23 protein-coding genes and 1 pseudogene are annotated in these 21,971 nt (G+C 72.9%); 13 read left to right on the top strand and 11 right to left on the bottom strand.

The window, feature by feature from the left end:
• Positions 1-56 precede the first annotated feature (56 nt).
• The 4 genes from HS045_RS17945 to HS045_RS17930 form a co-directional block, all read right to left on the bottom strand.
• Positions 57-335, bottom strand: a complete 279-nt coding sequence (locus HS045_RS17945) for an antibiotic biosynthesis monooxygenase (protein WP_196452468.1) — start codon at positions 333-335, stop codon at positions 57-59.
• A 204-nt stretch (positions 336-539) separates the two neighbouring features.
• Positions 540-1,760: an RNA-guided endonuclease TnpB family protein gene (locus HS045_RS17940; protein WP_196452467.1), complete on the bottom strand. Its 1,221-nt coding sequence runs from the start codon at positions 1,758-1,760 to the stop codon at positions 540-542.
• Entirely contained in the window at positions 1,757-2,329 is a 573-nt protein-coding gene (locus HS045_RS17935; RefSeq protein ID WP_196452466.1) for an IS607 family transposase, read from the bottom strand. Before HS045_RS17935 ends, HS045_RS17940 begins: the two co-directional genes overlap by 4 nt.
• A gap of 17 nt (positions 2,330-2,346) precedes the next feature.
• Entirely contained in the window at positions 2,347-3,723 is a 1,377-nt protein-coding gene (locus tag HS045_RS17930; protein WP_196452465.1) for a BtrH N-terminal domain-containing protein, read from the bottom strand.
• A gap of 282 nt (positions 3,724-4,005) precedes the next feature.
• On the opposite strand from HS045_RS17930, the gene HS045_RS17925 reads away from it, so the two are divergent.
• From HS045_RS17925 to HS045_RS17900, 6 genes are all read left to right on the top strand, one after another.
• A complete protein-coding gene (locus tag HS045_RS17925; RefSeq protein ID WP_230884086.1) occupies positions 4,006-4,458 on the top strand; it encodes a DUF6703 family protein in 453 nt (150 codons plus the stop codon).
• Positions 4,459-4,593: 135 nt separating this feature from the next.
• Entirely contained in the window at positions 4,594-5,592 is a 999-nt protein-coding gene (locus tag HS045_RS17920) for a metal ABC transporter solute-binding protein, Zn/Mn family (protein ID WP_307827573.1), read from the top strand.
• A gap of 36 nt (positions 5,593-5,628) precedes the next feature.
• Entirely contained in the window at positions 5,629-6,381 is a 753-nt protein-coding gene (locus HS045_RS17915; protein ID WP_196452847.1) for a metal ABC transporter ATP-binding protein, read from the top strand.
• Positions 6,382-6,436: 55 nt separating this feature from the next.
• The gene (locus HS045_RS17910; RefSeq protein ID WP_196452464.1) at positions 6,437-7,270 is read left to right on the top strand and encodes a metal ABC transporter permease; all 834 of its coding nucleotides are present in this window, start codon (positions 6,437-6,439) and stop codon (positions 7,268-7,270) included.
• Positions 7,267-7,671 carry a Fur family transcriptional regulator gene (locus HS045_RS17905; RefSeq protein ID WP_196452463.1) on the top strand — a complete coding sequence of 135 codons (405 nt, stop codon included), beginning with the start codon at positions 7,267-7,269 and terminating at the stop codon, positions 7,669-7,671. Before HS045_RS17910 ends, HS045_RS17905 begins: the two co-directional genes overlap by 4 nt.
• Positions 7,672-7,918: 247 nt before the next feature.
• Positions 7,919-8,467 carry a CGNR zinc finger domain-containing protein gene (locus HS045_RS17900; RefSeq protein ID WP_196452462.1) on the top strand — a complete coding sequence of 183 codons (549 nt, stop codon included), beginning with the start codon at positions 7,919-7,921 and terminating at the stop codon, positions 8,465-8,467.
• Positions 8,468-8,491: 24 nt separating this feature from the next.
• On the opposite strand, the gene HS045_RS17895 is transcribed toward HS045_RS17900, so the two are convergent.
• From HS045_RS17895 to recO, 3 genes are all read right to left on the bottom strand, one after another.
• Complete coding sequence (locus HS045_RS17895) at positions 8,492-8,851, bottom strand: cupin domain-containing protein (RefSeq protein WP_196452461.1); 360 nt, start codon at positions 8,849-8,851, stop codon at positions 8,492-8,494.
• 135 nt (positions 8,852-8,986) lie between these two features.
• Positions 8,987-9,763, bottom strand: coding sequence for an isoprenyl transferase (locus HS045_RS17890; RefSeq protein WP_196452460.1), 777 nt, complete (start codon positions 9,761-9,763; stop codon positions 8,987-8,989).
• Positions 9,760-10,497 carry a DNA repair protein RecO gene (recO, locus tag HS045_RS17885; RefSeq protein WP_196452459.1) on the bottom strand — a complete coding sequence of 246 codons (738 nt, stop codon included), beginning with the start codon at positions 10,495-10,497 and terminating at the stop codon, positions 9,760-9,762. Before recO ends, HS045_RS17890 begins: the two co-directional genes overlap by 4 nt.
• A 170-nt stretch (positions 10,498-10,667) precedes the next feature.
• Here recO and HS045_RS35530 point away from each other — a divergent pair, with 170 nt between their 5' ends.
• The 5 genes from HS045_RS35530 to rocD all read left to right on the top strand — a co-directional run bounded on the left by HS045_RS35530 (position 10,668) and on the right by rocD (position 15,869).
• Positions 10,668-12,245: a CDP-alcohol phosphatidyltransferase family protein gene (locus HS045_RS35530; RefSeq protein ID WP_196452458.1), complete on the top strand. Its 1,578-nt coding sequence runs from the start codon at positions 10,668-10,670 to the stop codon at positions 12,243-12,245.
• A complete protein-coding gene (locus tag HS045_RS35525; protein ID WP_196452457.1) occupies positions 12,242-12,952 on the top strand; it encodes a DUF5941 domain-containing protein in 711 nt (236 codons plus the stop codon). Before HS045_RS35530 ends, HS045_RS35525 begins: the two co-directional genes overlap by 4 nt.
• A 150-nt stretch (positions 12,953-13,102) precedes the next feature.
• Positions 13,103-13,576 carry an Lrp/AsnC family transcriptional regulator gene (locus tag HS045_RS17870; RefSeq protein ID WP_196452456.1) on the top strand — a complete coding sequence of 158 codons (474 nt, stop codon included), beginning with the start codon at positions 13,103-13,105 and terminating at the stop codon, positions 13,574-13,576.
• A 134-nt stretch (positions 13,577-13,710) separates the two neighbouring features.
• Positions 13,711-14,610 carry a dimethylargininase gene (gene ddaH / locus HS045_RS17865; protein WP_374191383.1) on the top strand — a complete coding sequence of 300 codons (900 nt, stop codon included), beginning with the start codon at positions 13,711-13,713 and terminating at the stop codon, positions 14,608-14,610.
• A 47-nt stretch (positions 14,611-14,657) separates the two neighbouring features.
• Positions 14,658-15,869, top strand: coding sequence for an ornithine--oxo-acid transaminase (gene rocD / locus HS045_RS17860; protein ID WP_196452455.1), 1,212 nt, complete (start codon positions 14,658-14,660; stop codon positions 15,867-15,869).
• A 117-nt stretch (positions 15,870-15,986) separates the two neighbouring features.
• Here rocD and HS045_RS17855 read toward each other — a convergent pair whose 3' ends face one another.
• Complete coding sequence (locus HS045_RS17855; protein ID WP_196452454.1) at positions 15,987-17,552, bottom strand: alkaline phosphatase D family protein; 1,566 nt, start codon at positions 17,550-17,552, stop codon at positions 15,987-15,989.
• Between the two features lie 271 nt (positions 17,553-17,823).
• On the opposite strand from HS045_RS17855, the gene HS045_RS17850 reads away from it, so the two are divergent.
• Positions 17,824-19,110: a Glu/Leu/Phe/Val dehydrogenase gene (locus HS045_RS17850; RefSeq protein WP_196452453.1), complete on the top strand. Its 1,287-nt coding sequence runs from the start codon at positions 17,824-17,826 to the stop codon at positions 19,108-19,110.
• 24 nt (positions 19,111-19,134) lie between these two features.
• Here the strand turns inward: HS045_RS17850 and HS045_RS17845 are convergent, their stop codons facing one another.
• Positions 19,135-20,079, bottom strand: coding sequence for an NAD-dependent epimerase/dehydratase family protein (locus HS045_RS17845; protein ID WP_196452452.1), 945 nt, complete (start codon positions 20,077-20,079; stop codon positions 19,135-19,137).
• A gap of 227 nt (positions 20,080-20,306) precedes the next feature.
• Here HS045_RS17845 and HS045_RS17840 point away from each other — a divergent pair, with 227 nt between their 5' ends.
• Positions 20,307-21,005: a TetR/AcrR family transcriptional regulator gene (locus HS045_RS17840; RefSeq protein WP_196452451.1), complete on the top strand. Its 699-nt coding sequence runs from the start codon at positions 20,307-20,309 to the stop codon at positions 21,003-21,005.
• 114 nt (positions 21,006-21,119) lie between these two features.
• Here HS045_RS17840 and HS045_RS36415 read toward each other — a convergent pair.
• Both HS045_RS36415 and HS045_RS35520 read right to left on the bottom strand, forming a co-directional pair.
• Positions 21,120-21,749, bottom strand: a pseudogene (locus tag HS045_RS36415) (DUF4386 family protein); the annotation flags it as partial.
• A 69-nt stretch (positions 21,750-21,818) separates the two neighbouring features.
• The gene (locus HS045_RS35520) at positions 21,819-21,947 is read right to left on the bottom strand and encodes a hypothetical protein (RefSeq protein ID WP_255531820.1); all 129 of its coding nucleotides are present in this window, start codon (positions 21,945-21,947) and stop codon (positions 21,819-21,821) included.
• Between the last annotated feature and the right edge of the window lie 24 nt (positions 21,948-21,971).

Below are 21,971 nucleotides of genomic sequence, written 5' to 3'. Positions count from 1 at the left end.
GCTGGAGGTCGGCGAGGAATCGACTGGGCTCCCAGCTTAGGGGAGCCACGGACGGACTACCCGCGCCCGACGTCCTCGAAGGCGCTCGGCTCGTTGATCATCAGCGTCATCAGCGGGTACATCGCCATCCGCGCCGCGCCGAGGGCCCGGCGGTAGAAGCCCGCCCCCTCCCACTCGCTGACCAGCGCCCACAGGTCGGGCTCGTCCACCGACCGCGCCACGCGGCCGCGCACGTAGCCCGGCTGCGCGGCCAGCGTGTCGATGATGTCGTGCGCCTGGGTCAGGAAGTCCCCGGTCCGCGCGGGCGGCACCGAGTAGCGGATGAGAGCGAGCATCCGCCCAGCATGCCAGAGGGACCCGGCGCCGCCGCGGGACGGTCGGCCATGCCCCCTCGCCGCGGGACGGTCAGCCGCGTCCCCGTTCGGAGAATCTCAGTGATTCTCATTCCTGATTCGCTGGCGTCTGCCAGGCCGGAACCTGGTCTTACGTCGCCTCCACAGGCGTTTAGCGTCTCCGGGGAACTGCCCGGCGACACAGGCTTACGCGGCCTGTTGCTCCAGCGCCATCGCGACGAGCAGATTGCGTGCCGCGTTGACGTCCCGATCGTGAACGGTGCCGCACTCGCACGTCCACACCCGGTCAGCCAAGGTCAGCCCGGCGTTGACCGCCCCGCACCCGCCGCACAGTTTCGACGAGGGGAACCAGCGACCGGCCGCCCACACGGTCGAGCCGTACCAGTCCGTCTTGTAGGCGAGCTGGCGGAAGAACTCCCCGAATCCGAGATCGGAGATCGCCCGCGACAGCCGCCGGTTGGTGACCATCCCGGCGACGTTCAGGGTTTCCACGGCGATGGCCTGCTTGGATCTCGCGAGCATCGTCGTGGTCTTGTGCAGGAAGTCCGCCCGCTGGTGAGCGACGTCCAGGTGGATCCGCCCGACGCGGCGGGCGGCCTTGGCCCGGTTCTTCGAGCCTTTCTGCGTGCGGGCCAGCGCCTTGTTCGCCCTGCGGAGCTTGCGCAGCGCGTTCTTGAGTGGCTTGGGAGCGTGGATCTCGGTGACGGTACCGTCGTCGTCCACGATGGTGGCGAAGGTTTTGACACCGACGTCGATGCCGCACGCGGGCGCGTCGGCGGCAACGGTACGGCGGGCGTTGACGTCGGTGCGGTCGATCTCCACCTGGAAGGAGATCCACCACCGGCCCGCGATCTCACGGATCGTGGCCCCGATGACGCGCGCCCGCTCGTCGTCGAGCCGGTCGGTCAGCCACGTCATGGCCTCGCGGGTACGCACGGTGCCGATACCCGGCAGCTTCACCGCCCGTTGCCCGGCCGGGCGGGCGCGGTCGGCGTCGTAGCGGAACCTCGATCCGTGCTTGCGCTTGCGCCACGCGGGGAATCCGACCTTGCGGCCTTTGCGCCTGCCTGCGCGGGAGTCGAAGAAGTTCTTGAAGGCGGCGGCCCGGACCCGGCACGCCTCCTTTGGTATCCGCGAGGACAGGCCGTCAGCGGTGAACCAGGGGAAGCACCGCCAGTGTTCGGCACGCCAGGCCCGCTCCAGCGCGGGAGCCGACCACGGCACCGGGGTCAGGTCTTTTTCGTCCACGCCGTAGGTCTTCTCCGCTTCCCGCTGGTCGAGAGCGGCGCGGACCTTTTCCAGGCAGAAGTTCTCCACCACCCGCGACAGCCCGGCGTGCCGCCCCAGGCGGGCACGCTGGGCGGGGGTGGGATCCAGCTCGATCCGGAAGCCCTGACGGTCGCTCACGCGGTCTCGCCTGCGGCTCGGAGTGCGGCCTTGGCCCGGCGGGAAGCCGAGCGGCGGCCGTACAGGCGGGCGCAGAACGAGGTGAGGATCTCGGTCATGTCCCGCACGAGGTCGTCGTCGACTTCGGTGTCGTCGATGACGACGATGCGCCGCCCGGTCGCTTCCAGCGCGGCGGTCAGGTGCTCGATCCCGAACCGGGTCAGCCGGTCACGGTGCTCGACCACGATCGTGGTGACCTGCGGGTCGCGCAGCAGCCGGGCCAGTTTCGGCCGTCTGCTGTTCAGGCCGGAGCCGACCTCGCTCACCACGTCGGCGATGGCCAGTCCCATGCCGGTGGCTGCGGCGACGACTCGTCCGGCCTGTCGCTCCAGGTCGGTCTTCTGGTCGGCGCTGGAGACCCGGCAGTACGCCACCGTCCGTCCTTCGGCGGTGGTGGTGTGCTGTTCGAGTACGAGGTATCGGCCGGTGGCGGTTTTGACGACCGGGACGGGCATCTTTCCGTCTCGCGCCCACTGCCAGGCGGTCTGGTAGTGCACGCCGTTCCGCCGCGCCCATTCCGAAAGCTTCACGCCTTGATGATCTCAGATTAAAGCTGATGAACACTGATGATTTCGCTATCAGCTAACAACCCCTGTCGCACCAGGTCGCGCAGGGCCGCGATCGCCTCGCTCTCCGACCGGTGGATCTCCGCGAGGCGCGTGCTCAGCTCGGCGAAGAGGGCCCCGTGGTCCTCGACCGGCGAGACGCGGTCCACCGCGGCCCGCAGCTCCCACAGCTCCGCGGCCCCGTCCACCGCGTCCTGCGCCGCCGCCCCCGCCTCCCCGGCGGCCGTCCCCGCGTCCGCTCCGCCGCCCGCCGCGCCCTCCGCCAGCAGCGATTCGCGGATCCGGGCGGTGAGCGCGCGCATGCGGGCGAACTCCGGGACGGCGAGCGGGAAGGCCGCCTCGGCCAGGTCGTGCCAGAGGCCGTGGATCCGGCGGAACTCCTCGGCCAGGTCCGCGAGCGGGAGGTCCAGCAGTGCGCCGGCCTCCTGCAGCCCGTCGGCGAACAGGTCGCGGAGGTTGCCGCCGTCCACGCCGACGGGCTCCACCCCCTCCCACATCGACAGCAGGGCCCCGGCCAGCCCGCGCCCGTCGGCGAAGACCTTCGGCCAGCCCTTGGCGTTGCGGCGGTCGACCGTCATCCGCGACCACTTGCGCCAGGCGGGGAGCGAGAACGACTCGGAGGCCGCGCTCAGGTGCTCGGCGGCGTCGCGCAACCCCTCCAGCGCCGCCCGGGCCAGCCGCTCGGCGTCGATCCCGGCGGAACCGGCGGGGTCCAGGACGTGCAGGATGTTCCGGTAGGACGGCACCCGGGCCCGGGCGGCGTTCATCCGCGCCCGCGGCACCCTGATCGGGGCCGTCCCCCGGTCGTCGACGAGCACGTCGGCGCCGTCGCCCCGGTAGACGACCACCGGGTGCCCGCCGTAGCCGTCCAGGCTCTCGGGAAGGCCCCAGTAGCCGACGTGGTAGCGGTCGGGCAGCACGATGCAGGGCCGTCCGGCGTCCAGTTCCGCGGCGAGCCGGGCGGCCGCGCCCTTGGCTCCCGAGGTGGTGTGCACGGCGAAGCCGACGCCGAGCCGGTCCAGCGTCTTGGCCGTCCAGCGGTCGTGGTACTGCCACTGGTTGCGGAAGCCGAGCGTGAGGTGGCGGCTGCCGTCGTGCGCGAACTCCCACAGGATGTACCCGGCGCCGATGCCGCCTCCGGCCAGGAAGACCATCGGCTCGCTGACGGCGGCCCCCTGGTCGGCGAGGACCGCCGCGACGGCCGCGCTGCCCGGGTGACGCCCGCCGCGGAAGGTCCAGTCGCCGTCGGTCGCGGGCTCGGGCCGGGCGACGACATGGCGGCGGGCGGCGGTGTAACTCTCACCGGTCTTCGCCATCCGGGCCCGGATGCGGATCTTGAGCTGCTTCTTGCCGGTCATGCTGACTCCGCTCGCGGCGGACGGCCGCCCGCAGCCCACGCCTGCCGGTCGGCCCGCCGCGACGTCGGTCGGCGCACGAGACCTGCAGCCTCCCGAGGCACGTGGGTCCCCTTTGCCTCCGTGGAGCGCGGGCGGCGTGGGTGCCCGATCGAGGAGGTTCGGCGTGGAAGTCCGCCGCCGCCGAGTCTACGTACGGCCCGCCCCGGCCACAAGCGGGGTGACCCGGAGGAACGCCCTTCACCGCGCGTGCCATGCCGGACGGCGCGGCGTTAGGCTCTGGCCGTGGCCGACAAGAGCAGCTCCGACCGCCCCGGCTCCGGGCGTCCCGGCTCCGGGCGTCCCGCGCACCCCCTCGCCCGGCCCGCCGCGGCCGGCCGCCGTACGACCGGATCCGGGCGCGCGGCCCCCGGACGCCCGCTCCCGCCCGGGGAGCGGTTCTTCACCCCCGGTGCCGCCGGGACGCGGCAGACGATCGAACGGCTCAGCGCCGCGCCCCTGGTGTTCCTGTTCCGGCTGCCCCGCTGGATCCCGCCGGTGGTGCTGGTCGTCCTCCTGCTGGCCGGGTTCGCGGTGCCGTCCTTCTGGGGCGGCCTCGCCGTCCTCCCGGTGATCGCGTTCGTCGGCTGGCTGGCCTACATGTCCTGGCCGTCCCTGGGCGCCAAGGGCCGGATCCTGCGGATCGCCCTGCTGGCCTTCCTGCTGCTGCTGGCCGCCGACCGGTTCGGAGCCTTCTGAACCCGGGCCCTCCGCGCCTCCCGAGCCTCTCCTGCCGCGCCCTCCGACGCATCCGGTCCCATCGCGGCGGCCGGTCCGGCGGCCCGCTGATCGCGATTTTGACAACCGTTTTCATTTACGCGCATACTGGTGGACATGATGTCCGACTCCTCCCGACGTATCCGCATGCGCGCAGCCGGCCTGCTCACCGGGACCGCCCTCCTCGCCGCCACCGCCGCCTGCGGTTCCGGAGCCGCCGACTCGACCGGCGGCTCCGCGGGAGGCCGCCCCGAGGTCACCGCCGCCCTGTACCCCCTGCAGTGGCTGGCCGAGCGGGTGGGGGGAGGCGACGTCGCCGTCGTCGGACTGACCGAGCCCGGCGTCGAACCGCACGACCTGGAGCTGACGCCCGCCCAGGTGGCGGGACTGGAGAAGACCTCCCTCGTGGCCTACGTCAAGGGCGTGCAGCCCGCCGTGGACGAGGCGGTCGAGCAGCACGCCGCCGACCGGGGCTTCGACGCCGCCACCCTGGTCACGACCCTCGCCGCCGGAGAGGGGCACGCGGAGGAGGGGCACGGGGAAGAAGGCCACGCCGAGGAGGGGCACGCGGAGGAGGGCCACGGGGACGAGCACGGGCACGAGGTCTCCTACGATCCGCACCTCTGGCTCGACCCGAGCCGGTTCGCCACCGTCGCCACCCGGCTGGGCGAGAAGCTGGCCGCCGCCGACCCGGCTCACGCCGCGGGCTACCGCGAGCGCGCCGCGAAGACCGCCGCCGACCTCACCGCCCTCGACGGCGAGCTCACCCGGGGCCTGGCGAACTGCGCCTCGCGCTCCATCGTCACCGGCCATGAGGCCTTCGGCTACCTCGCCGACCGCTACCGGCTCCAGCAGGTCGGGATCAGCGTCGACCCCGACGCCGAGCCCTCCCCCGCCCGCCTGGCCGAGGTGGCCGAGGTCGCCAAGCGGGAAAAGGTGACTACCATTTTCACCGAGACCCTCGTCAGCCCGAAGGTCGCCGAGGTTCTCGCCCAGGAGGTCGGCGCCACCACCGCCGTCCTCGACCCGATCGAGAGCCGTCCGGCGGAAGGCGACTACCTGTCCGCCATGCGCCGCAACCTCGCCACCCTCAAGACGGCGCTCAGCTGCTCGTAAAGGCACCAGGTGACAGAGAGAGAAGAAGCGTTCACCATGCGCGGCGGCCAGGTCAGCCTGGACCGCCGCCCGGTGCTGCGCGGGATCGACCTGACCGTCCGGTCCGGGGAGGTGGTGGCCGTCCTCGGTGCGAACGGGTCGGGCAAGTCCACCCTCATCCGTGCCCTGCTCGGCCTCATCCCCCTGTCCGGGGGCTCCACCCTCCTGTACGGCACGCCGCCCGCCCGGTTCCGCGACTGGTGGCGGATCGGCTACGTGCCCCAGCGGCTCTCGGTGGGCGGCGGTGTGCCGTCCACGATCCGCGAGGTCGTCGCCTCCGGGCGCATCGCACGGCAGCGCCGGTTCCGGCGGACGAGCGCCGCCGACGCCGCGGCGACCTCCCGGGCGCTGGAGACCGTCGGCCTGGCCGACCGGGCGGGGGACCCGGTGCAGGCGCTGTCCGGCGGGCAGCAGCAGCGGGTGCTGATCGCCCGCGCCCTGGCCGGAGAGCCCGACGCCTTCGTCATGGACGAGCCCACGGCCGGCGTGGACGCGGCCAGTCAGCGGCTGCTGGCCGACACCCTCGCCGGGCTCGTGGCCCAGGGCAGGACGGTCGTGCTGGTCGCCCACGAACTGGGCCCGATGGAGCCCCTGATCACCCGCGCGGTGGTCCTGCGCGACGGCTGCGTCTGCCACGACGGCCCGCCGCCGCGCGCGGTCGGCACGCACGCGCTGCCCGGACACGACCACGTGCACCCGCACGCCGAGGAGTCCCCGGCGAGCCCCCTGGAGTGGAGACCCACCTCGTGAACGACCGCACCGCGGGCCCGTCCGCCCCCGTTCCGGCCCGCCGGGGGGCGGCGTCGTGATCGACCTGCTCCAGTACGACTTCATGCAGCGGGCCCTGCTCGCGGCGCTCCTCATCGGCCTGACCGCCCCCGCCGTCGGCACCTTCATCGTGCAGCGCCGCCTGGCCCTGCTGGGCGACGGCATCGGGCACGTCGCCCTGACCGGCGTGGCGCTCGGCTTCCTCACCGGCACCGCCCCGGTGCTGACCGCCGTCCTCGTCTCGGTGCTCGGCGCCGTCGCCATCGAACTGGTCCGCGCGCGCGGCAGGACCAGCGGCGACGTGGCGCTGGCCCTGCTGTTCTACGGCGGGATCGCCGGAGGCGTGCTGCTCATCTCGCTCGCCCCCGGCGGGAGCAACTCCACCCTCATGTCCTACCTGTTCGGCTCGATCAGCACCGTCACCGCCCAGGACGTGTGGGTGATCGGGGCGCTCGCGGTCGCGGTGCTCGGCGTGGTCGCGGTCTTCGGCCGGGAGCTGTTCGTCCTCTGCCAGGACGAGGAGGTCGCCAAGGCCAGCGGTCTGCCGGTCCGCCTCCTCAGCCTGCTGATCGCCGTCACCGCGGCGCTGACCGTGGTCATCGCCATGCGGGTGGTCGGGTTGCTGCTGGTGAGCGCCCTGATGGTGGTCCCGGTGGCGACCGGCCAGCAGCTCACCCGCGGATTCCGCAGCACGATGCTGCTGGCCGTGGTCTTCGGGGTGCTCGCCACCGTCGGCGGCCTCACCACCTCCTTCTACGTCGAGGCGCCGCCGGGCGCCCTGATCGTGCTCGTCGCACTGGGGGGGTTCGTCCTGGCCCTCGGGCTCGGTAGATTCGTACGCCGAAGCCGACCTCAGGAGTCCCGCCCATGAGCAACAGACGCGATGCCGTACACGAGATCCTCCGCCGGAGCGAGGGCTTCCGCAGTGCGCAGGACGTCTACGCCGAGATGCGCGCGGAGGGCGCCAAGATCGGACTGACCACGGTCTACCGGGCGCTGCAGGCGCTGGCCGACAAGGGCCACGTGGACGTCCTGCGCACCGACGACGGGGAGTCGGTCTACCGGGCGTGCGCCAGCGGCGACCACCACCACCACCTCGTCTGCCGCCGCTGCGGGCGGACGGTCGAGGTCGCCGGGCCCGCCGTGGAGCGCTGGGCCGAGGCGGTCGGCAGCGAGCACGGTTTCACCGAGATCACGCACACGGTCGAGGTCTTCGGCACCTGCTCGTCCTGCTCCACCGCGCCCTCCACCGCCGCCGCCGCACACTCCTGAACGACCCGGCGGCCCGGCCCGCGGAGCGTCGGGGCGCGGCGTGCAGCCGCCGCCGGAGCCGCCGCGGAGCCGGAGGCGGCCGGCCCGTGACGGGTCCGGCCCCCGCCGCTCCGGTCCGACGCGGCGAAACCGATGCGGTGATGTGCGGTGACGGACGGCCGCGAGGCCGTCCCGGAGAGATACGCTTCCGGAACGGCGAGCAGCCGTACGTGCGACCGCGCCGAACCCGCACCCAACAGGAGTCGACATGCCATTCGGACATGACATGGTGCACTCGCTCGCCACCGCCGTCGACCTGGTCAACACCTCCCCCGCCACCGGGGGCGAGGACCGGCTGAACAGCCTGGACAGCCTCGGCGCGTTCGTGGACCGCTGGCAGATCAGCGGTGTCGGGGAGCTCGGCGCGGCCGACCTGAGCCAGGTCCGGGCCCTGCGCGAGGCCTTCCACAAGGTCTTCACCGCTCCCGACCAGGCCACCGCCGTCATCCGGCTGAACACCCTGCTGAGCGGGACCCGCATCACCCCGCGCCTGACCGAGCACGACGGCCACTCCCTGCACGTCCACTACTTCGCGCCGGGCGCCTCCCTCGGCGAGCACCTCTCGGCCGACCTCGGCGTGGCCCTGGCGCACCTGCTCGTCGAGGGCGAGTGGGAGCGCCTGCGCACCTGCTCGGCCCCCGACTGCGAACGCGTCTTCGTCGACGAGTCCCGCAACCGCTCCAGGGTCTACTGCGACAGCCGTACCTGCGGCAACCGCATGCACGTGGCCGCCTACCGGGCCCGCCGCCGGGCCTGAACCGCCGGGCGGCTCGGTCGGCGGCTAGGTCGCCGACCTGGCGTACTCCGCGGCTCCGCCGGCGAAGTCGAACACCACGGTCTGCTCGTCGCCGACGACCCAGGCGTCGTGCCCGGGGTCGCAGACGAAGACGTCGCCGGACTCCAGCTCGGCCTCCGCGCCGTCGTCCATCCGGATGCACAGCCGGCCCCTGAGGACGAACCCGCTGTGCCTGACCTGGCACGAGTCGGTCCCGGCGATCGGCTTGACGGACTCCGACCAGCGCCATCCGGGTTCGAACGTGGCGACGCCGAAGGTCAGCCCTTCCAGGCCGCAGACGTCCAGATGCCCCATCGGGAAGTCACGGCGCTCGTCCGGCTTGCCGACGCTCTTCACCTCGATCATGACGTCCCCCTTTCGTCAGTTCCAGTCTCACACCGCGAGGAGGGGCCCACAAGGCCGCCGGCCGCGCGGGCGGGCCCGGGCGACGCCCTGTGCGGGAGGTCGGCCCGGAAGGTCGGCGGGGCCCTGTGCGGGAGGTCAGCGCACCTCGTTGGGCACGGCTCCGCCGTACCTGCGGTCGCGCTTGGCGTAGGTCTCGCACGCCTCCCACAGGTCGCGGCGGTCGAAGTCCGGCCAGAGCCGGTTGAGGAAGACCATCTCGGCGTAGGCCGACTGCCAGAGCAGGAAGTTGGAGGTGCGCTGCTCTCCGGAGGAGCGCACGAACAGGTCCACGTCGGGGATCTGCGGCTCGTCCAGGTAGCGGGCGAAGGTCTCCTCCTTCACCCGGCCCGGCCTGACCCGCCCGGCGGCGATGTCCTCGGCCAGCTTGAGCGCGGCGTCCACGATCTCGGCCCGGCCGCCGTAGTTGACGCAGAACTGCAGGGTCAGCGTGGAGTTGCGCTCGGTCATCTCCTCGGCGTCCTGCAGCTCGGAGATGACGCTCTTCCACAGCCGCCCGGGCCGGCCCGCCCAGCGGACCCGCACGCCCATGGCGTGCAGCTGGTCGCGGCGGCGGCGGATGACGTCGCGGTTGAACCCCATCAGGAAGCGCACCTCGTCGGGCGAGCGCTTCCAGTTCTCGGTGGAGAAGGCGTAGGCCGACAGGTAGGGGACGCCCAGCTCGATCGCGCCCTCGATCACGTCGAAGAGCGAGGCCTCGCCCGCCTTGTGCCCCTCGGTGCGCGGCAGGCCGCGCTGCTTGGCCCACCGGCCGTTGCCGTCCATCACGATCGCGACGTGCCGGGGGACGAGGTCGCGCGGGATCGGCGGCGGGACGGCGCCGGAGGGGTGCGGGGCGGGGGGACGGACGTTCACGTTGCGGGCTCCCTTTCTACGTGTCGCAGAGAGCGTATGCCGTGTTCGAGGTGCCACTGGAGGTAGGCGGCGACCAGGCCGCTGCACTCGGCCCGGTGCCGGGCCTCGGAGGCGTCCGCGGCGGGCCAGTCGCCCTTGAGGAGGGCGTTCATCAGGGCGAGGGTCTCCCCGGCGGGCACCGCGGCCCCGGCCGGCCGGCAGTTCCCGCACACCGCGCCGCCCGCCACGATGGCGAACGCCCGTACGGCGGGGCCCTCGCACCGGGCGCACTCCACCAGGGCGGGGGCGTACCCGGCCACCGCCAGCGAGCGCAGGAAGTAGGCGTCGAGCACCAGCCGGGCCTCGTGCTCCCCCGCCGACAGCGCCCGCAGGCCGCCGACGAGCAGCAGGAACTGGCGGAGCGCGGGCTCCTTCTCCCCCATGATCAGCCGGTCGGCCGTCTCCAGCATCGCGCTGCCGGCCGTGTAGCGCGGGTAGTCGGCGATGAGCGCCTCGCCGTACGGCCGGATGGTCTCGACCTGGGTGACCACGTCCAGCGTGCGGCCGGTGTGCAGCTGGAGGTCGATGTGGGTGAACGGCTCCAGCCGGGCGCCGAAGCGGGACATGGTGCGCCGGACGCCCTTGGCCACGCCCCGGATCTTTCCGGTCCGCTTGGTCAGGACCGTGATGATGCGGTCGGCCTCGCCCAGCTTGTGGGTGCGCAGCACGACGCCCTCGTCACGGTACAGGCTCACCCGCCCAGTCTAGGGGAGGCCCCGCCCGGCGGGGCTTCAGCGGTGATCATGTGGGGCGGACGGGCCGCGCGTTCGTGTTGTTCACCCGGAACTCACTAAACTTCGGCCTCTGGCGAACTTTCCCGCCACGTTCGACCCGGTTCCACCTCACCCCCGCACGAAAGGGTGCCATGCCCCGCGTGGTCCTGCTGGGCTCATCGCCCGGCCCCGATGCCGCCCCCGGCCAGTCGACGCCGCCCGCCGCGCTGACTCTGCCCGCGCTTCCCGGCTGCCCCACGGTGATCGGCAAGCTGCACGGCCAGCTCGCCTCGCTCGACTCCGCGCCGGTGACGATCGCCCGCTCGGGCGACGCCACGGCCTACCGGGGTCTCCCGGGCACGCTCGTCGAGACCTCCGACCTCGCCGGCGACCTGCGCGCCGTCGCCGAGGCGGTCGAGCACGCCACGGAGAACCTGCTCATCCTCCCCGCCAACTCGCTGATCCACGACGAGTTGATCTATCAGATCACCAAGTCGAAGCGCGGCGCGCTCGCGCTGATCGTCAAGGAGCCCCGCGAGGAGGACGAGAACGGCGACGCCGTCGTCCCGAACGTCCCCATCGACGAGGCCCTGCCCGAGATCGGCGACCGGGTCCTGGAGGGCCTGCCGGTCCGGGTCCGCGCGGCCAAGTCCCGCGTGATCTCGGTCGGCTCGGCCTACCACGCGGTGACCCGGCCCAACGCCGTCCTGCTCGGCCCGCTGCACGTGCACGTCAAGCACGCCCCGACGCTGGCCGAGGCCGCCCGCGAGCTCGCCGACATGGCGCACCTGCTCGGGCCCGAGGACGACCTGGTCCAGCTGCTGGTGCTGGGCCTGGTACGGCGCGGCGTCTCGGTCGGCATCCGCGGTCGCCGCGACCTGTTCTACCGCCGGATCACCGGGCAGGCCGACGCCGACCCGGCCGTGGCGGACATGGCCGCCTTCGACGAGGACAAGGCCCGGCTGAACAACGCGGTCAAGGGCGCCGACGGCTTCTTCACCACCTTCTTCGTCAGCACCTACTCGCGCTACATCGCCCGCTGGGCGGCCCGGCGCGGGCTCACGCCCAACCAGGTCACGCTGATCTCGATCGCCCTGGGCGTGGCCTCGGCGGCCTGCTTCGCCACCGGCCAGCGCCCCGGGATGGTGGCCGGCGGGCTCCTGATCTACTTCGCCTTCGTCTTCGACTGCGTGGACGGCCAGGTCGCCCGGTACGCCCGCAAGTTCGGCGTGCTCGGCGCCTGGCTGGACGCCACCTTCGACCGCTTCAAGGAGTACGTGGTCTTCGCTGGCCTGGCGGTCGGCGCGGCCGTCTCCGGGGTCGGCGACGTGTGGACCCTGGCGCTCGCCGCGCTCGGCCTGCAGTCCATCAAGCACCTGCTGGACTTCTCCTTCGGCGCGGCCAACCGGCGCCGGCCGCCGTCGCCGCTGCCCTCCATCCCGCTCTCGATCGTCTCCGACACCCCGCTCCGGGACGCGCTGGAGCAGCGCAAGGCCGCCCGCAGCAGCGGGATCCGCAACCTGCTGAAGATGTGGACCAAGGCCGGCAGGTACCGGGCCGTGCACTGGGCCCGCAAGATGATCGTGTTCCCGATCGGTGAGCGCTTCGCCGTCATCGCCGTCACCGGAGCCCTCTTCGACGCCCGGATCACCTTCCTCGCGTTGATCATCTGGGGCGGCATCGGGGCCACCTACTCGCTCACCGGACGTCTGATGAGGTCGCTCGCATGATCACCCAGCCGCAGGCCACCCCCGCTCCCGACCCCTACGAGGAGCGCCTGCGCATCCAGACCGCGCGCCTGCTCGCCTACCGCGACGACGGCCCGCTGGTCACCGCGCTGCGCCGCGCGGTCGGCCCGGGCCTGCCCCCGGTTCCGGCCTCCCTCGCCGCGCTGCTCGCGGTGGTCGTGATGGCGGTGGCCGGGGTCCTGGACGACGGCCCCGTGCTGATCGTCCCCGTGCTGGCCATGGTGGCGCTGGTGCTGCCCACCGCGGCCCGCGACCACCTGGGCAAGCTCGACTGGCTGGTGCCGCCGCTGATCCGGGCGACCGAGTTCCTGATCGTCATCCTGGTCGGCCTGGCCGCGGACGCGCCCAAGTGGCTGCTGTTCGTCCTGCTGTACGTCGTCGGCTACCACACCTACGACACCGTCTACCGGACCCGGCAGGGCATCTGGCCGCCCGACTGGGTGTTCCGCGCCGGGCTGGGCTGGGAGATCCGCCTCCTGCTGCTCGGAGCGGGCGCCGCGCTGGGCGTGCTGACCTGGGTGCTGGCCGCGCTCACGCTCTACCTGGGCGTGCTGTTCGCCGTCGAAAGCGTGACGAGCTGGGTCCGGCTGGACAAGGCCTCGGCGTCCAAGGCCCAGGAGAGCGACGACCTGGAGACCTCCCCCGAGGAGGCCATGGAGCAGGCGACCGGCGAGGCCGAGCCCGCTTGACGACCCTCGTACCGGGCGCCCGCCGGCGCCCGCCGTACGACCCGACCTCGAGGGCCGCGGCGCACCCGCCGCGGCCCTCGCCGTGTGCGGGACGGGGTGCCTGGGGACGGCCGCGCACCGCCCGGTCGCGCGGCTGTGTTACAAAGCAGCGTGGAGTTGGACCGGCTGGATCGCGACATCATCGGGGCGCTCGTCGAGGACGCCCGCGCCACCTACGCGGAGATCGGGCAGCGCGTGGGCCTGTCGGCGTCGGCGGTGAAACGGCGGGTGGACCGGCTGCGCGGGGCGGGGGCGATCACCGGGTTCACCGCGCGGGTGGAACCCGCGGCGCTCGGCTGGACCACCGAGGCGTACGTCGAGCTGTTCTGCGCGGGCAAGACCTCGCCGGCGGAGATCGGGATGGCCGTGGCCCGCAACCCGGAGGTGGTCTCGGCGTGCACGATCACCGGGGAGGCCGACGCGCTGCTGCACATCCGGGCGACGGACGTGCGCCACGTGGAGCGGGTGATCGAGCGCATCTCCGCCGAGCCGTTCGTGGTGCGGACCAAGAGCTCCATCGTGCTCTCCCGGCTGATCGACGCCCCGCCGATCACCCCGCGCAACGAATCGCCGTTCCTGGCCTGAAGGACGCGCGAAAGCCGCGCCGACACGCACGACAGACCCCTTGGCCTGCGTGAACCCCGTTCCTAGGCTGTTGCCGTCCCTGACGCGACGTCCCCTCGTGGAGGTGTGCCATCACAGCCAGCGAAGTCACCGGGGTGCTGGGCCGGGAGAGAGCCCGTCCCGGCCCCTCCGCGGCGCCCGGCGTCCGGCCCGCGCCCGCGGCGGCCGGGGTCCCGCTCCCCGCGGCGGGCGGGAGCACCGCGGCGCGGCACTTCCTCATGTGCCCGCCCGAGCACTTCGCGGTCGAGTACCGGATCAATCCATGGATGGATCCGGTCGCGGGCGCCGACCGCGAGGTGGCGATCCGGCAGTGGGAGGGGCTCAGGAGCGCCTATGAGGCCCTGGGGCACCGGGTCAGCCTGATCGACCCGGTGGAGGGCCTGCCGGACATGGTCTTCGCGGCCAACGGCGCGCTGGTCGTCGACGGCCGGGTGTACGGCGCGCGGTTCACCCACGCCGAACGGGCCGCCGAGGGCCCGGCCTACCTGGACTGGTTCGTCCGCAACGGCTACGAGCGGGTGCGCGAGGCGGACTTCACCAACGAGGGCGAGGGCGACTTCCTCACCCTCGACCACGTCGTCCTGGCCGGGACCGGGTTCCGCACCGACGTCGCCGCCCACTCCGAGGTGCAGGAGTTCCTCGGCCGCCCGGTGGTGACCCTGCGCCTGGTGGACCCGCGCTTCTACCACCTGGACACGGCCCTTTTCCCATTAAACGGACATAACGTGGCATACTTCCCGGGTGCCTTCTCTCCGGGGAGCCAGGAGGTACTGCGCCGCCTCTTCCCCCACGCCGTCATCGCCGGCGAGGACGACGCAGCCGTACTGGGCCTCAACGCGGTCAGCGACGGCACCCATGTAGTGATCAACGAAGAGGCGGCGGGACTGCGGAGCGCGCTCGAACGCGGAGGCTTCGAGGTCGTCCCGATCGAGTTCTCCGAGCTCCGCAAGGCCGGCGGCGGACCGAAGTGCTGCACGCTGGAGATCCGGGGATGAACGCCGAGCGGCAGACGCCGCGCATCAGAGAAGACGGTGACGTACCGATGACCACCACGGCCGAGCTCATCGAGCTCAGCGAGCGCCGCAGCGCGCACAACTACCACCCCCTCCCCATCGTGATCCGCGAGGCGCAGGGCGCCTGGGTCACCGACGTCGAGGGGCGCCGGTTCCTGGACTGCCTGTCCGGCTACTCGGCGCTGAACTTCGGGCACGGGAACGCCAAGATCATCGAAGCGGCGCGGGAGCAGCTCGACAGACTCACCCTGACCAGCCGCGCCTTCTTCCACGACCAGTTCGCGGCCTTCGCCGCCGGGCTGGGCGACCTCACCGGCAAGGACATGGTCCTGCCGATGAACACCGGCGCCGAGGCCGTGGAGACGGCGATCAAGACGGCCCGCAAGTGGGGGTACGAGGTCAAGGGCGTCGCCCGCGACCGGGCGAACATCATCGTCATGGAGGACAACTTCCACGGCCGCACCACGACGATCGTGAGCTTCTCCACCGACCCCGACGCCCACGGCGGCTACGGCCCCTACACGCCGGGCTTCAAGATCGTTAAGTACGGCTCGGTGGAGGCGATCCGCGAGGCCATCGACGCCGACACGGTCGCGGTGCTGCTGGAGCCCATCCAGGGCGAGGCCGGCGTGCTCGTGCCGCCGGACGGCTACCTGCGGCAGGTCCGCGAGCTGTGCACCGAGCAGAACGTGCTGATGATCGCCGACGAGATCCAGTCCGGCCTGGGCCGTACCGGCGAGACCTTCGCCTGCGACCACGAGGGCGTCGTCCCCGACGTCTACGTGCTGGGCAAGGCGCTGGGCGGCGGCGTCGTCCCGGTCTCGGCCATCGCGGCGAACGCCGACGTCCTCGGCGTGATCCGGCCGGGGCAGCACGGCTCGACCTTCGGCGGCAACCCGCTCGCCTGCGCGGTGGCGTGCGCGGTGATCGACCTGCTCAACACCGGGGAGTACCAGGCCCGCTCCAAGCAGCTGGGCGCCGTCCTGCACGAGCGGCTGAACACGCTGGTCGGCCGGGGCGCGGTGGCCGTGCGCGGGCGGGGCCTGTGGGCGGGCGTGGACATCGACCCCTCGATCGGGAGCGGCCGGGAGATCTCCGAGGCGCTCATGCGCCGGGGCGTCCTGGCCAAGGACACCCACGGCTCCACCATCCGCCTCGCCCCGCCGATCGTCATCGCCGAGGAGGACCTCCTCTGGGCCGTCGACCAGCTGGCCGACGCGCTCGGGGACCTCTCCCGGTAGCCCCGCCGCCCGTGGTCCCCGCCGGCCACGGGCGGCCGGCCGGGCCTCAGGCCTCAGACCTCAGGCCTCAGGCCTCAGGCCTCAGACCCTGAGGCATGAGGCCCGCGGCGGACCCCCTCAGGCCCTGAGGTCCACCGTGGCGACCTCGGTGACGCCCGTGCTGGTGGCGGTGTCCCAGCGGGCCGAGAGCGGCCCCTCCAGGTCGAGCGTGGCGATGGCGTTGGAGAACCACGGGCCCTCGGTGATCCGCCACCGGATGGGCGGTCGGGGGATCTTCGCCAGGCGGGAGAGCGCGCCGCCGATCAGGGTCGCGACGCCGAACTGGGCGACGATGTTGGCCAGGCGGAGCGTCCGGCTGAGCGGGTTGCGGATGGGCGAGCAGACCAGCTGGTGGATCGGGTGGCGCCGGGCCTTGGCGACGTAGGAGTAGTGCACGTCGCCGGAGAGGATGACCACCGGCTTGCCCGTTTCGACCAGCAGCCGCGCCAGGTCCTCGAAGGAGCGGCGGAAGGCCGACCAGTGCTCCAGGTCGATGGCCTGGCGCAGCATCTCCGACAGCCGGGCCACCCGCCTGCCCCACGCCCCCTGCGCCAGGGCCTCGTTCCAGTTCTGGATGTGGTGGATGCCGGCCGGGAGCAGGAACGGCACCGACGAGCCGATCACGAAGCGCTCGGCGCCCTCCCGCTCCAGCTGCCCGGTGAGCCACTCCCACTCGACCGGGTCGATCATGCGCCGGTCCCCCGGGGTGAGCTGCCGGGCGCAGCGGGTGTCGAGCATGATCAGCCGGGTCGAGCCCAGGTCGCGGGCGTAGCTCCACCTGCTGCCTGCGGGGACCGCGTCGGCGTGCGCGGCGAACGCGTCGAGGATCTCCGCCCCGTCGCCCTCCGCGGCGCACAGCTTGCCGAGCAGGCCGTCGGCCTCGCGCTCGGCGGGCGACAGGTTTCCCAGGTGCTGGTAGACCCAGTAGGCGCCGAGCCCCGAGATCACCCGGCGCGGCCACCACTCCACCGTGGACATCTTCTCGCGCCAGTCGGCCGAGGTGTTCCAGTCGTCGCGCAGGTCGTGGTCGTCGAAGATCATCGCGGTGGGCACGGTCGAGAGCATCCAGCGGATCTCCGGGTCGGTCCAGGCCACCCGGTACAGCTCGGCGTACTCCTCGAAGTCGGCGATCTCCTTCTTCGGCTCGGTGTCCCTGCGTCCGGCGATGAACTCCAGCATCTCGGCGGACGGCTCGTCGGCGTAGACCTGGTCGCCGAGGAGGAGCAGCAGGTCCGGCCAGCCGTCGGCCGCGAGCGTCCCGGCGGACTCCATCAGGTGGCAGCCGTACGCGCGCAGGACGTCCACCCCGTGCGAGATGGTGTGCAGCGTGTCGTGCGGCACGCTGGTCCGGCAGGAGCCGAACATCACCTTCCGGGGACCGTCGGAGCCGAGCAGCCGGATCCGGCTGGGCGGGTGGTCCGGCAGCGGCCAGACCGTCTCCCCGTCGAGCCGGACCTCGTAGGCCCCGCCGCCGTCCACGTCCACGATGGCGTAATGGTGGCCGTGCACGGTGAACGTCCGTGCGCTCCCCCGCGCCCGCCCCGCCTCGACCGTCACCTCGCACGGCTCGCTGGTCTCCACCCAGATGGAGGCGCTCGTCGCGTCGACATAGCGCAGCAGCGGCCCGACCACAAGTTCCGGCACGTCGTTCGTCTCCTCAGCCTACGGATCAGCCACTACGGAATGGCGGACTCATCATCACGAGCCTGCCATATCGGCGTGTTCCCCTCCCAATGCCCAGCCGGTTTGATCGGTAACAACGGATCAGCCGACACGTGCGGAACCCGACAAGGACCGGCCACGAGAACGCAACACCGCCGCCCCCACCCGGTGACGCATCGTGGTTACGCTCATCACGAACAACCGCCTCGGGCGGGGCAACGGCGCCCCGCCCACCGTATGGAGGGCCTCCTTCATGTCGATCACGGTGCCGTCGACGACGCCGGCGACCACCTCGCTGCTCAGCCCGGGCCGGCAGGCCCTCGACTCCGCGCTCTTCCAGCTCGACCAGGCGGCCGACCGGCTCGGCCTGGACGACGGCCTGCGCACCATGCTGGCCACCCCGCGCCGCTCGCTCACCGTCGCGGTGCCCGTCCGCCGCGAGGACGGCCGGATGGACGTCGTGCAGGGCTTCCGGGTCCAGCACAACGTCACCCGCGGCCCGGCCAAGGGCGGCGTCCGCTTCCACCCCTCCACCGACATCCACGAGGTCACCGCGCTGGCCATGTGGATGACCTGGAAGTGCGCGCTGGTCGGCATCCCGTACGGCGGCGCCAAGGGCGGCGTCTCCGTGGACCCGGCCTCGCTGACCACCCGCGAGCTGGAGCGGGTCACCCGCCGCTACGTCAACGAGATCCTGCCGATCATCGGCCCGGAGCGGGACATCCCGGCGCCCGACGTCGGCACCGACGAGCAGACCATGGCCTGGATCATGGACACCTACTCGGTGAGCACCGGCTACCCCGTGCCCGGCGTGGTGACCGGCAAGCCGATGACCCTCGGCGGGTCCCTCGGCCGGGCCGGGGCCACCTCGCGCGGAGTGCAGATCGCCACGCTGAAGGCCCTGCCGGGCGCCCCCGAGGGCCGCACCGTCGCGGTCCAGGGCTTCGGCAAGGTCGGCGCGCTCGCCGCCCGCTACCTCGCCGACGCCGGCTGCCGGGTGGTGGCCGTCTCCGACGTCACGGGCGCGGTGGTCGACCGCTCCGGCCTCGACGTCGACGACCTGCGGGCCTGGGTCGCCGAGACCGGCGGCGTGTACGGCTACCGCCGCGCCGACGCCCTCTCCCACGCCGACCTGCTGGAGCTGGACGTCGACGTCCTCGTCCCCGCGGCGCTGGAAGGCGTGATCACCGAGGAGAACGCCCCGCGGGTCAGGGCCCGCCTGATCGTGGAGGGCGCCAACGGGCCCACCACCCCGGAGGCGGACCGGATCCTGGCCGACGCCGGGGTCACGGTGGTCCCGGACATCCTGGCCAACGCGGGCGGTGTGATCGTCTCCTACCTGGAGTGGGTGCAGAACCTGCAGGCCTGCTCCTGGAACGCCGGCGAGGTCGAGGTGCGGCTCCGCGACCTGATGGAGTCCTCGTTCGACGCGGTCGCGGCGACGTCCGCCGAGCACGGCGTGACCCTGCGCCAGGCGGCCCACGTCATCGGCGTCGGCCGGGTCGCCGAGGCCCACCGGATGCGGGGCCTGTACCCCTGACGGCCCGGCCCGCGTCGCCGTCCGTCACGCCGCGGCGGCCAGGCGCTCGCGCCACCAGGCGATCGTCGCGGTCAGCGCCTCGTCCACCGGGGTGGGCGCCATGCCGAAGGCGGACTGGAAGTCGGTGGAGTCGAGCACGAAGGGCCGGACGAACTGGTAGCGCAGCTCCTCCAGTTCACCGAGCAGGGGCGAGAAGACCCCCGCCGTCCGGACGAGCCAGTGGGGCATGGCCTTGACCGCCGGGCGGGGGGCGCCCGCCAGCTCGCACAGCCGCTCCGCCACGGCCCGGTAGGTCATCGCCGGACCGGTGGGGACGTGCCAGGCGCGGCCCCAGGACCGGTCGCCGGTCGCGGCGGCCACCAGGGCCCGGGCCACGTCGGGCACGTAGGTCCAGCTGTGCGGCTGGTCGGGGTCGCCGATGTGGCGCACGGTCCGGCCCGCCAGCAGCGGGGGGACGAACCGGTCCCCCAGGTGCGACTGGTCCCGGCAGCCGGGGCCGAAGTAGTCCGAGCCGCGGATCTCCGTGACCCGGACCCGGCCCGCCTCGTGCGCGGCCAGCGCGTCCTGCCACATGCGGACCCGGACGGCGCCCTTGGCGCTGGGCGGGGTGAGCGGATCGTTCTCCTTCATCGGCCGGTCGGGGGCCGCGTAGACGTAGAGGTTTCCGAGGATGACGTATCCGGCGCCGGTGGCCTCGGCGGCGGCCAGCAGCGATCCGGCCATCGGCGGCCAGTCCTGCGCCCACCTCGGGTAGGGCGGGTTGACGCAGTTGTACAACGCCTCGGCGCCCGCGGCCAGCCGGGTCAGCCGCTCGCGGTCGGCCGCGTCGGCCGCCTCCTTGCGGATGCCCGGCAGGTCCGGGCCCGAACCCGAGCGGCTGACGAGGACGACCTCGTCTCCGCGCCCCGCCAGCACCCGGGCCACCTCGGAGCCGACCTGCCCCGCTCCCACGACGACGTGCTTGGCCATATCGATCGTTCCTTCCCCTGGTTTCCGGACCGGCTCGCACCGCCGCCGGACGAGCCGGAGAACGGCGCCGGCGGCGCAGACCACGGCTGAGGCGATCACCGGGGCGGTCCGTCCGGCCCAATGACTCGGATTGCCGTTCTGTTCTGAGAGCGATGCTCTCTCATTGGAGCGCAGATCGTCAAGAGCGGTGCTCTCGTTTCTTTCCAACGCTCTGGTACGGTCGATCCATGAGCGCAGGCCGTACAGCACGTGAGCGGGTCCGGGCCGAGCTGACCCGCGAGATCACCGACATCGCCCGCAGGCAGCTGGCCCTCGATGGCGCGGCGGGACTCTCGCTGCGCGCGGTGGCCCGCGAGATGGGCATGGTCTCCTCGGCGATCTACCGCTACTTCCCCTCGCGGGACGACCTGCTCACGGCGCTGATCATCGACGGTTACAACGCCCTCGGCGAGGCCGTGGAGAACGCCGACGCGGCCTGCCCCCCCGGCGACCACACCGGTCGGTGGCTCGCGGTCTGCCATGCCGTACGGGACTGGGCGCTGGCGCACCCGCACGAGTACGCCCTGCTGTACGGCTCCCCCGTGCCCGGCTACAAGGCCCCGGTCGACACCGTCGCCGCGGCGATCCGCGACACCGTCGTCTACGGCCGGATCGTCTCCGACGCCCACCGGGCCGGGGTGCTGAACCCGCCGGACCTCTGCCCGCCCGTCCCCGCCTCGTTCGGCCGGGACGCGGCGCGGGTGCGGGAACTCATGCCCGGCGTCCCCGACGAGGTGGTCGCCCGGGCGGTGACCGCCTGGACCGGGCTGTTCGGCTGGGTCGGATTCGAGCTGTTCGGCCAGTTCAACAACGCCATCCTCGATCCCGCCCCGGCCTTCGACCACGCCGTGCGCTGCCACGCCGCCCTGCTGGGACTGCCCGTCTGACCCGGGCGGACCCCACCGGCCCGACGACCGGGTGATGAGGGCTGCGGCGGCGGCGAGGAACCACACCTGGACCGCGGTGACGGCGAAGCTGGTCAGCGGGCCCGCGTCCTGGCCGGCCAGTTCGACCATGGGGGTCAGCGCGGCCGCCGCCGCCAGCAGGCCCAGCCAGGTCAGCCAGCGCGACACGTGCGCGCGGACGGCTAGCGAGGCGCACGCGACGGCCGCCGCGTCGAGGGCCGAGACCCCGAGGATCTCGCCGATTCCGCCGCCGAAGTCGTTCAGCGCCTGGAATTGCACGGCGATGACCTGCTTCAGCGCGTCGTCGGCGTCGCCCCAGGCGGCGGCGAGGGCGGGCATCGCGGTGAGCCAGCGCAGGATGCCGATCGCCCGGGCCAGGGCGGACAGCCCGGCGAGGACGACGGCGATCCTGGCGAGGGAGTGCACCCTACCCGCCCCACCGCCGGTGACGGCCGTGACGAGAGCGGCGATCACCGGGAGGAAGAGCAGCGAGTACGCCAGGTAGGCCAGGTATCCGGCCCGCACGGCCGCCTCGTTCCGCGCCACCAGGGGGAGGACCACCGAGGCCGGCTCTCCGAGGCTCCGCGGACAGTCGACCGCCTGTGGCTCGGCGCCGCCGCGGACGCGAACTTCCACGCGGCGGCGCTCAACGCCGCCGACGAGATCGAACGCCTCCGGCCGGCCGCCGGCCGCGGATGAGCGCACCCCGGCGGGAGGCCAGGACATGGACCCGGCCCGGGTACGGCAGGCCGTACCCCCGGTCCCCGGCGTACCGGAGTCGGCGGGCACCGTCCCTCAGGAGGCCGTCCCGTACAACCCGGGGAGATCGACCAGAAGGCTCCGGGAGACCGCCGCGGCCTTGAGGTCATCGGTGAAGCCGGAGCGGGAGAAGAGTACGAGCATCGCGATGGGCGAGAAGAACATCACAGTAAGTGGTGATGGTTGGTA

The sequence above is a fragment of the Planomonospora sp. ID82291 genome (genome assembly GCF_015711645.1).
Lineage (GTDB): Bacteria > Actinomycetota > Actinomycetes > Streptosporangiales > Streptosporangiaceae > Planomonospora.
This window is presented reverse-complemented; position numbering and strand designations above follow the sequence as displayed.

Bases quoted from the DNA above. Each gene is read 5' to 3' on its own strand.
- HS045_RS17840 (WP_196452451.1), top strand. From the start codon at position 20,307: ATGAGCGCAGGCCGTACAGCACGTGAGCGGGTCCGGGCCGAGCTGACC.
- HS045_RS17920 (WP_307827573.1), top strand. From the start codon at position 4,594: ATGATGTCCGACTCCTCCCGACGTATCCGCATGCGCGCAGCCGGCCTG.
- HS045_RS17905 (WP_196452463.1), top strand. From the start codon at position 7,267: ATGAGCAACAGACGCGATGCCGTACACGAGATCCTCCGCCGGAGCGAG.
- HS045_RS17895 (WP_196452461.1), bottom strand. From the start codon at position 8,851: ATGATCGAGGTGAAGAGCGTCGGCAAGCCGGACGAGCGCCGTGACTTC.
- HS045_RS35530 (WP_196452458.1), top strand. From the start codon at position 10,668: ATGCCCCGCGTGGTCCTGCTGGGCTCATCGCCCGGCCCCGATGCCGCC.
- HS045_RS17915 (WP_196452847.1), top strand. From the start codon at position 5,629: ATGCGCGGCGGCCAGGTCAGCCTGGACCGCCGCCCGGTGCTGCGCGGG.
- HS045_RS17845 (WP_196452452.1), bottom strand. From the start codon at position 20,079: ATGGCCAAGCACGTCGTCGTGGGAGCGGGGCAGGTCGGCTCCGAGGTG.
- HS045_RS17900 (WP_196452462.1), top strand. From the start codon at position 7,919: ATGCCATTCGGACATGACATGGTGCACTCGCTCGCCACCGCCGTCGAC.
- HS045_RS35520 (WP_255531820.1), bottom strand. From the start codon at position 21,947: ATGTTCTTCTCGCCCATCGCGATGCTCGTACTCTTCTCCCGCTCCGGC.
- HS045_RS17930 (WP_196452465.1), bottom strand. From the start codon at position 3,723: ATGACCGGCAAGAAGCAGCTCAAGATCCGCATCCGGGCCCGGATGGCG.
- HS045_RS17945 (WP_196452468.1), bottom strand. From the start codon at position 335: ATGCTCGCTCTCATCCGCTACTCGGTGCCGCCCGCGCGGACCGGGGAC.
- HS045_RS35525 (WP_196452457.1), top strand. From the start codon at position 12,242: ATGATCACCCAGCCGCAGGCCACCCCCGCTCCCGACCCCTACGAGGAG.
- rocD (WP_196452455.1), top strand. From the start codon at position 14,658: ATGACCACCACGGCCGAGCTCATCGAGCTCAGCGAGCGCCGCAGCGCG.
- HS045_RS17850 (WP_196452453.1), top strand. From the start codon at position 17,824: ATGTCGATCACGGTGCCGTCGACGACGCCGGCGACCACCTCGCTGCTC.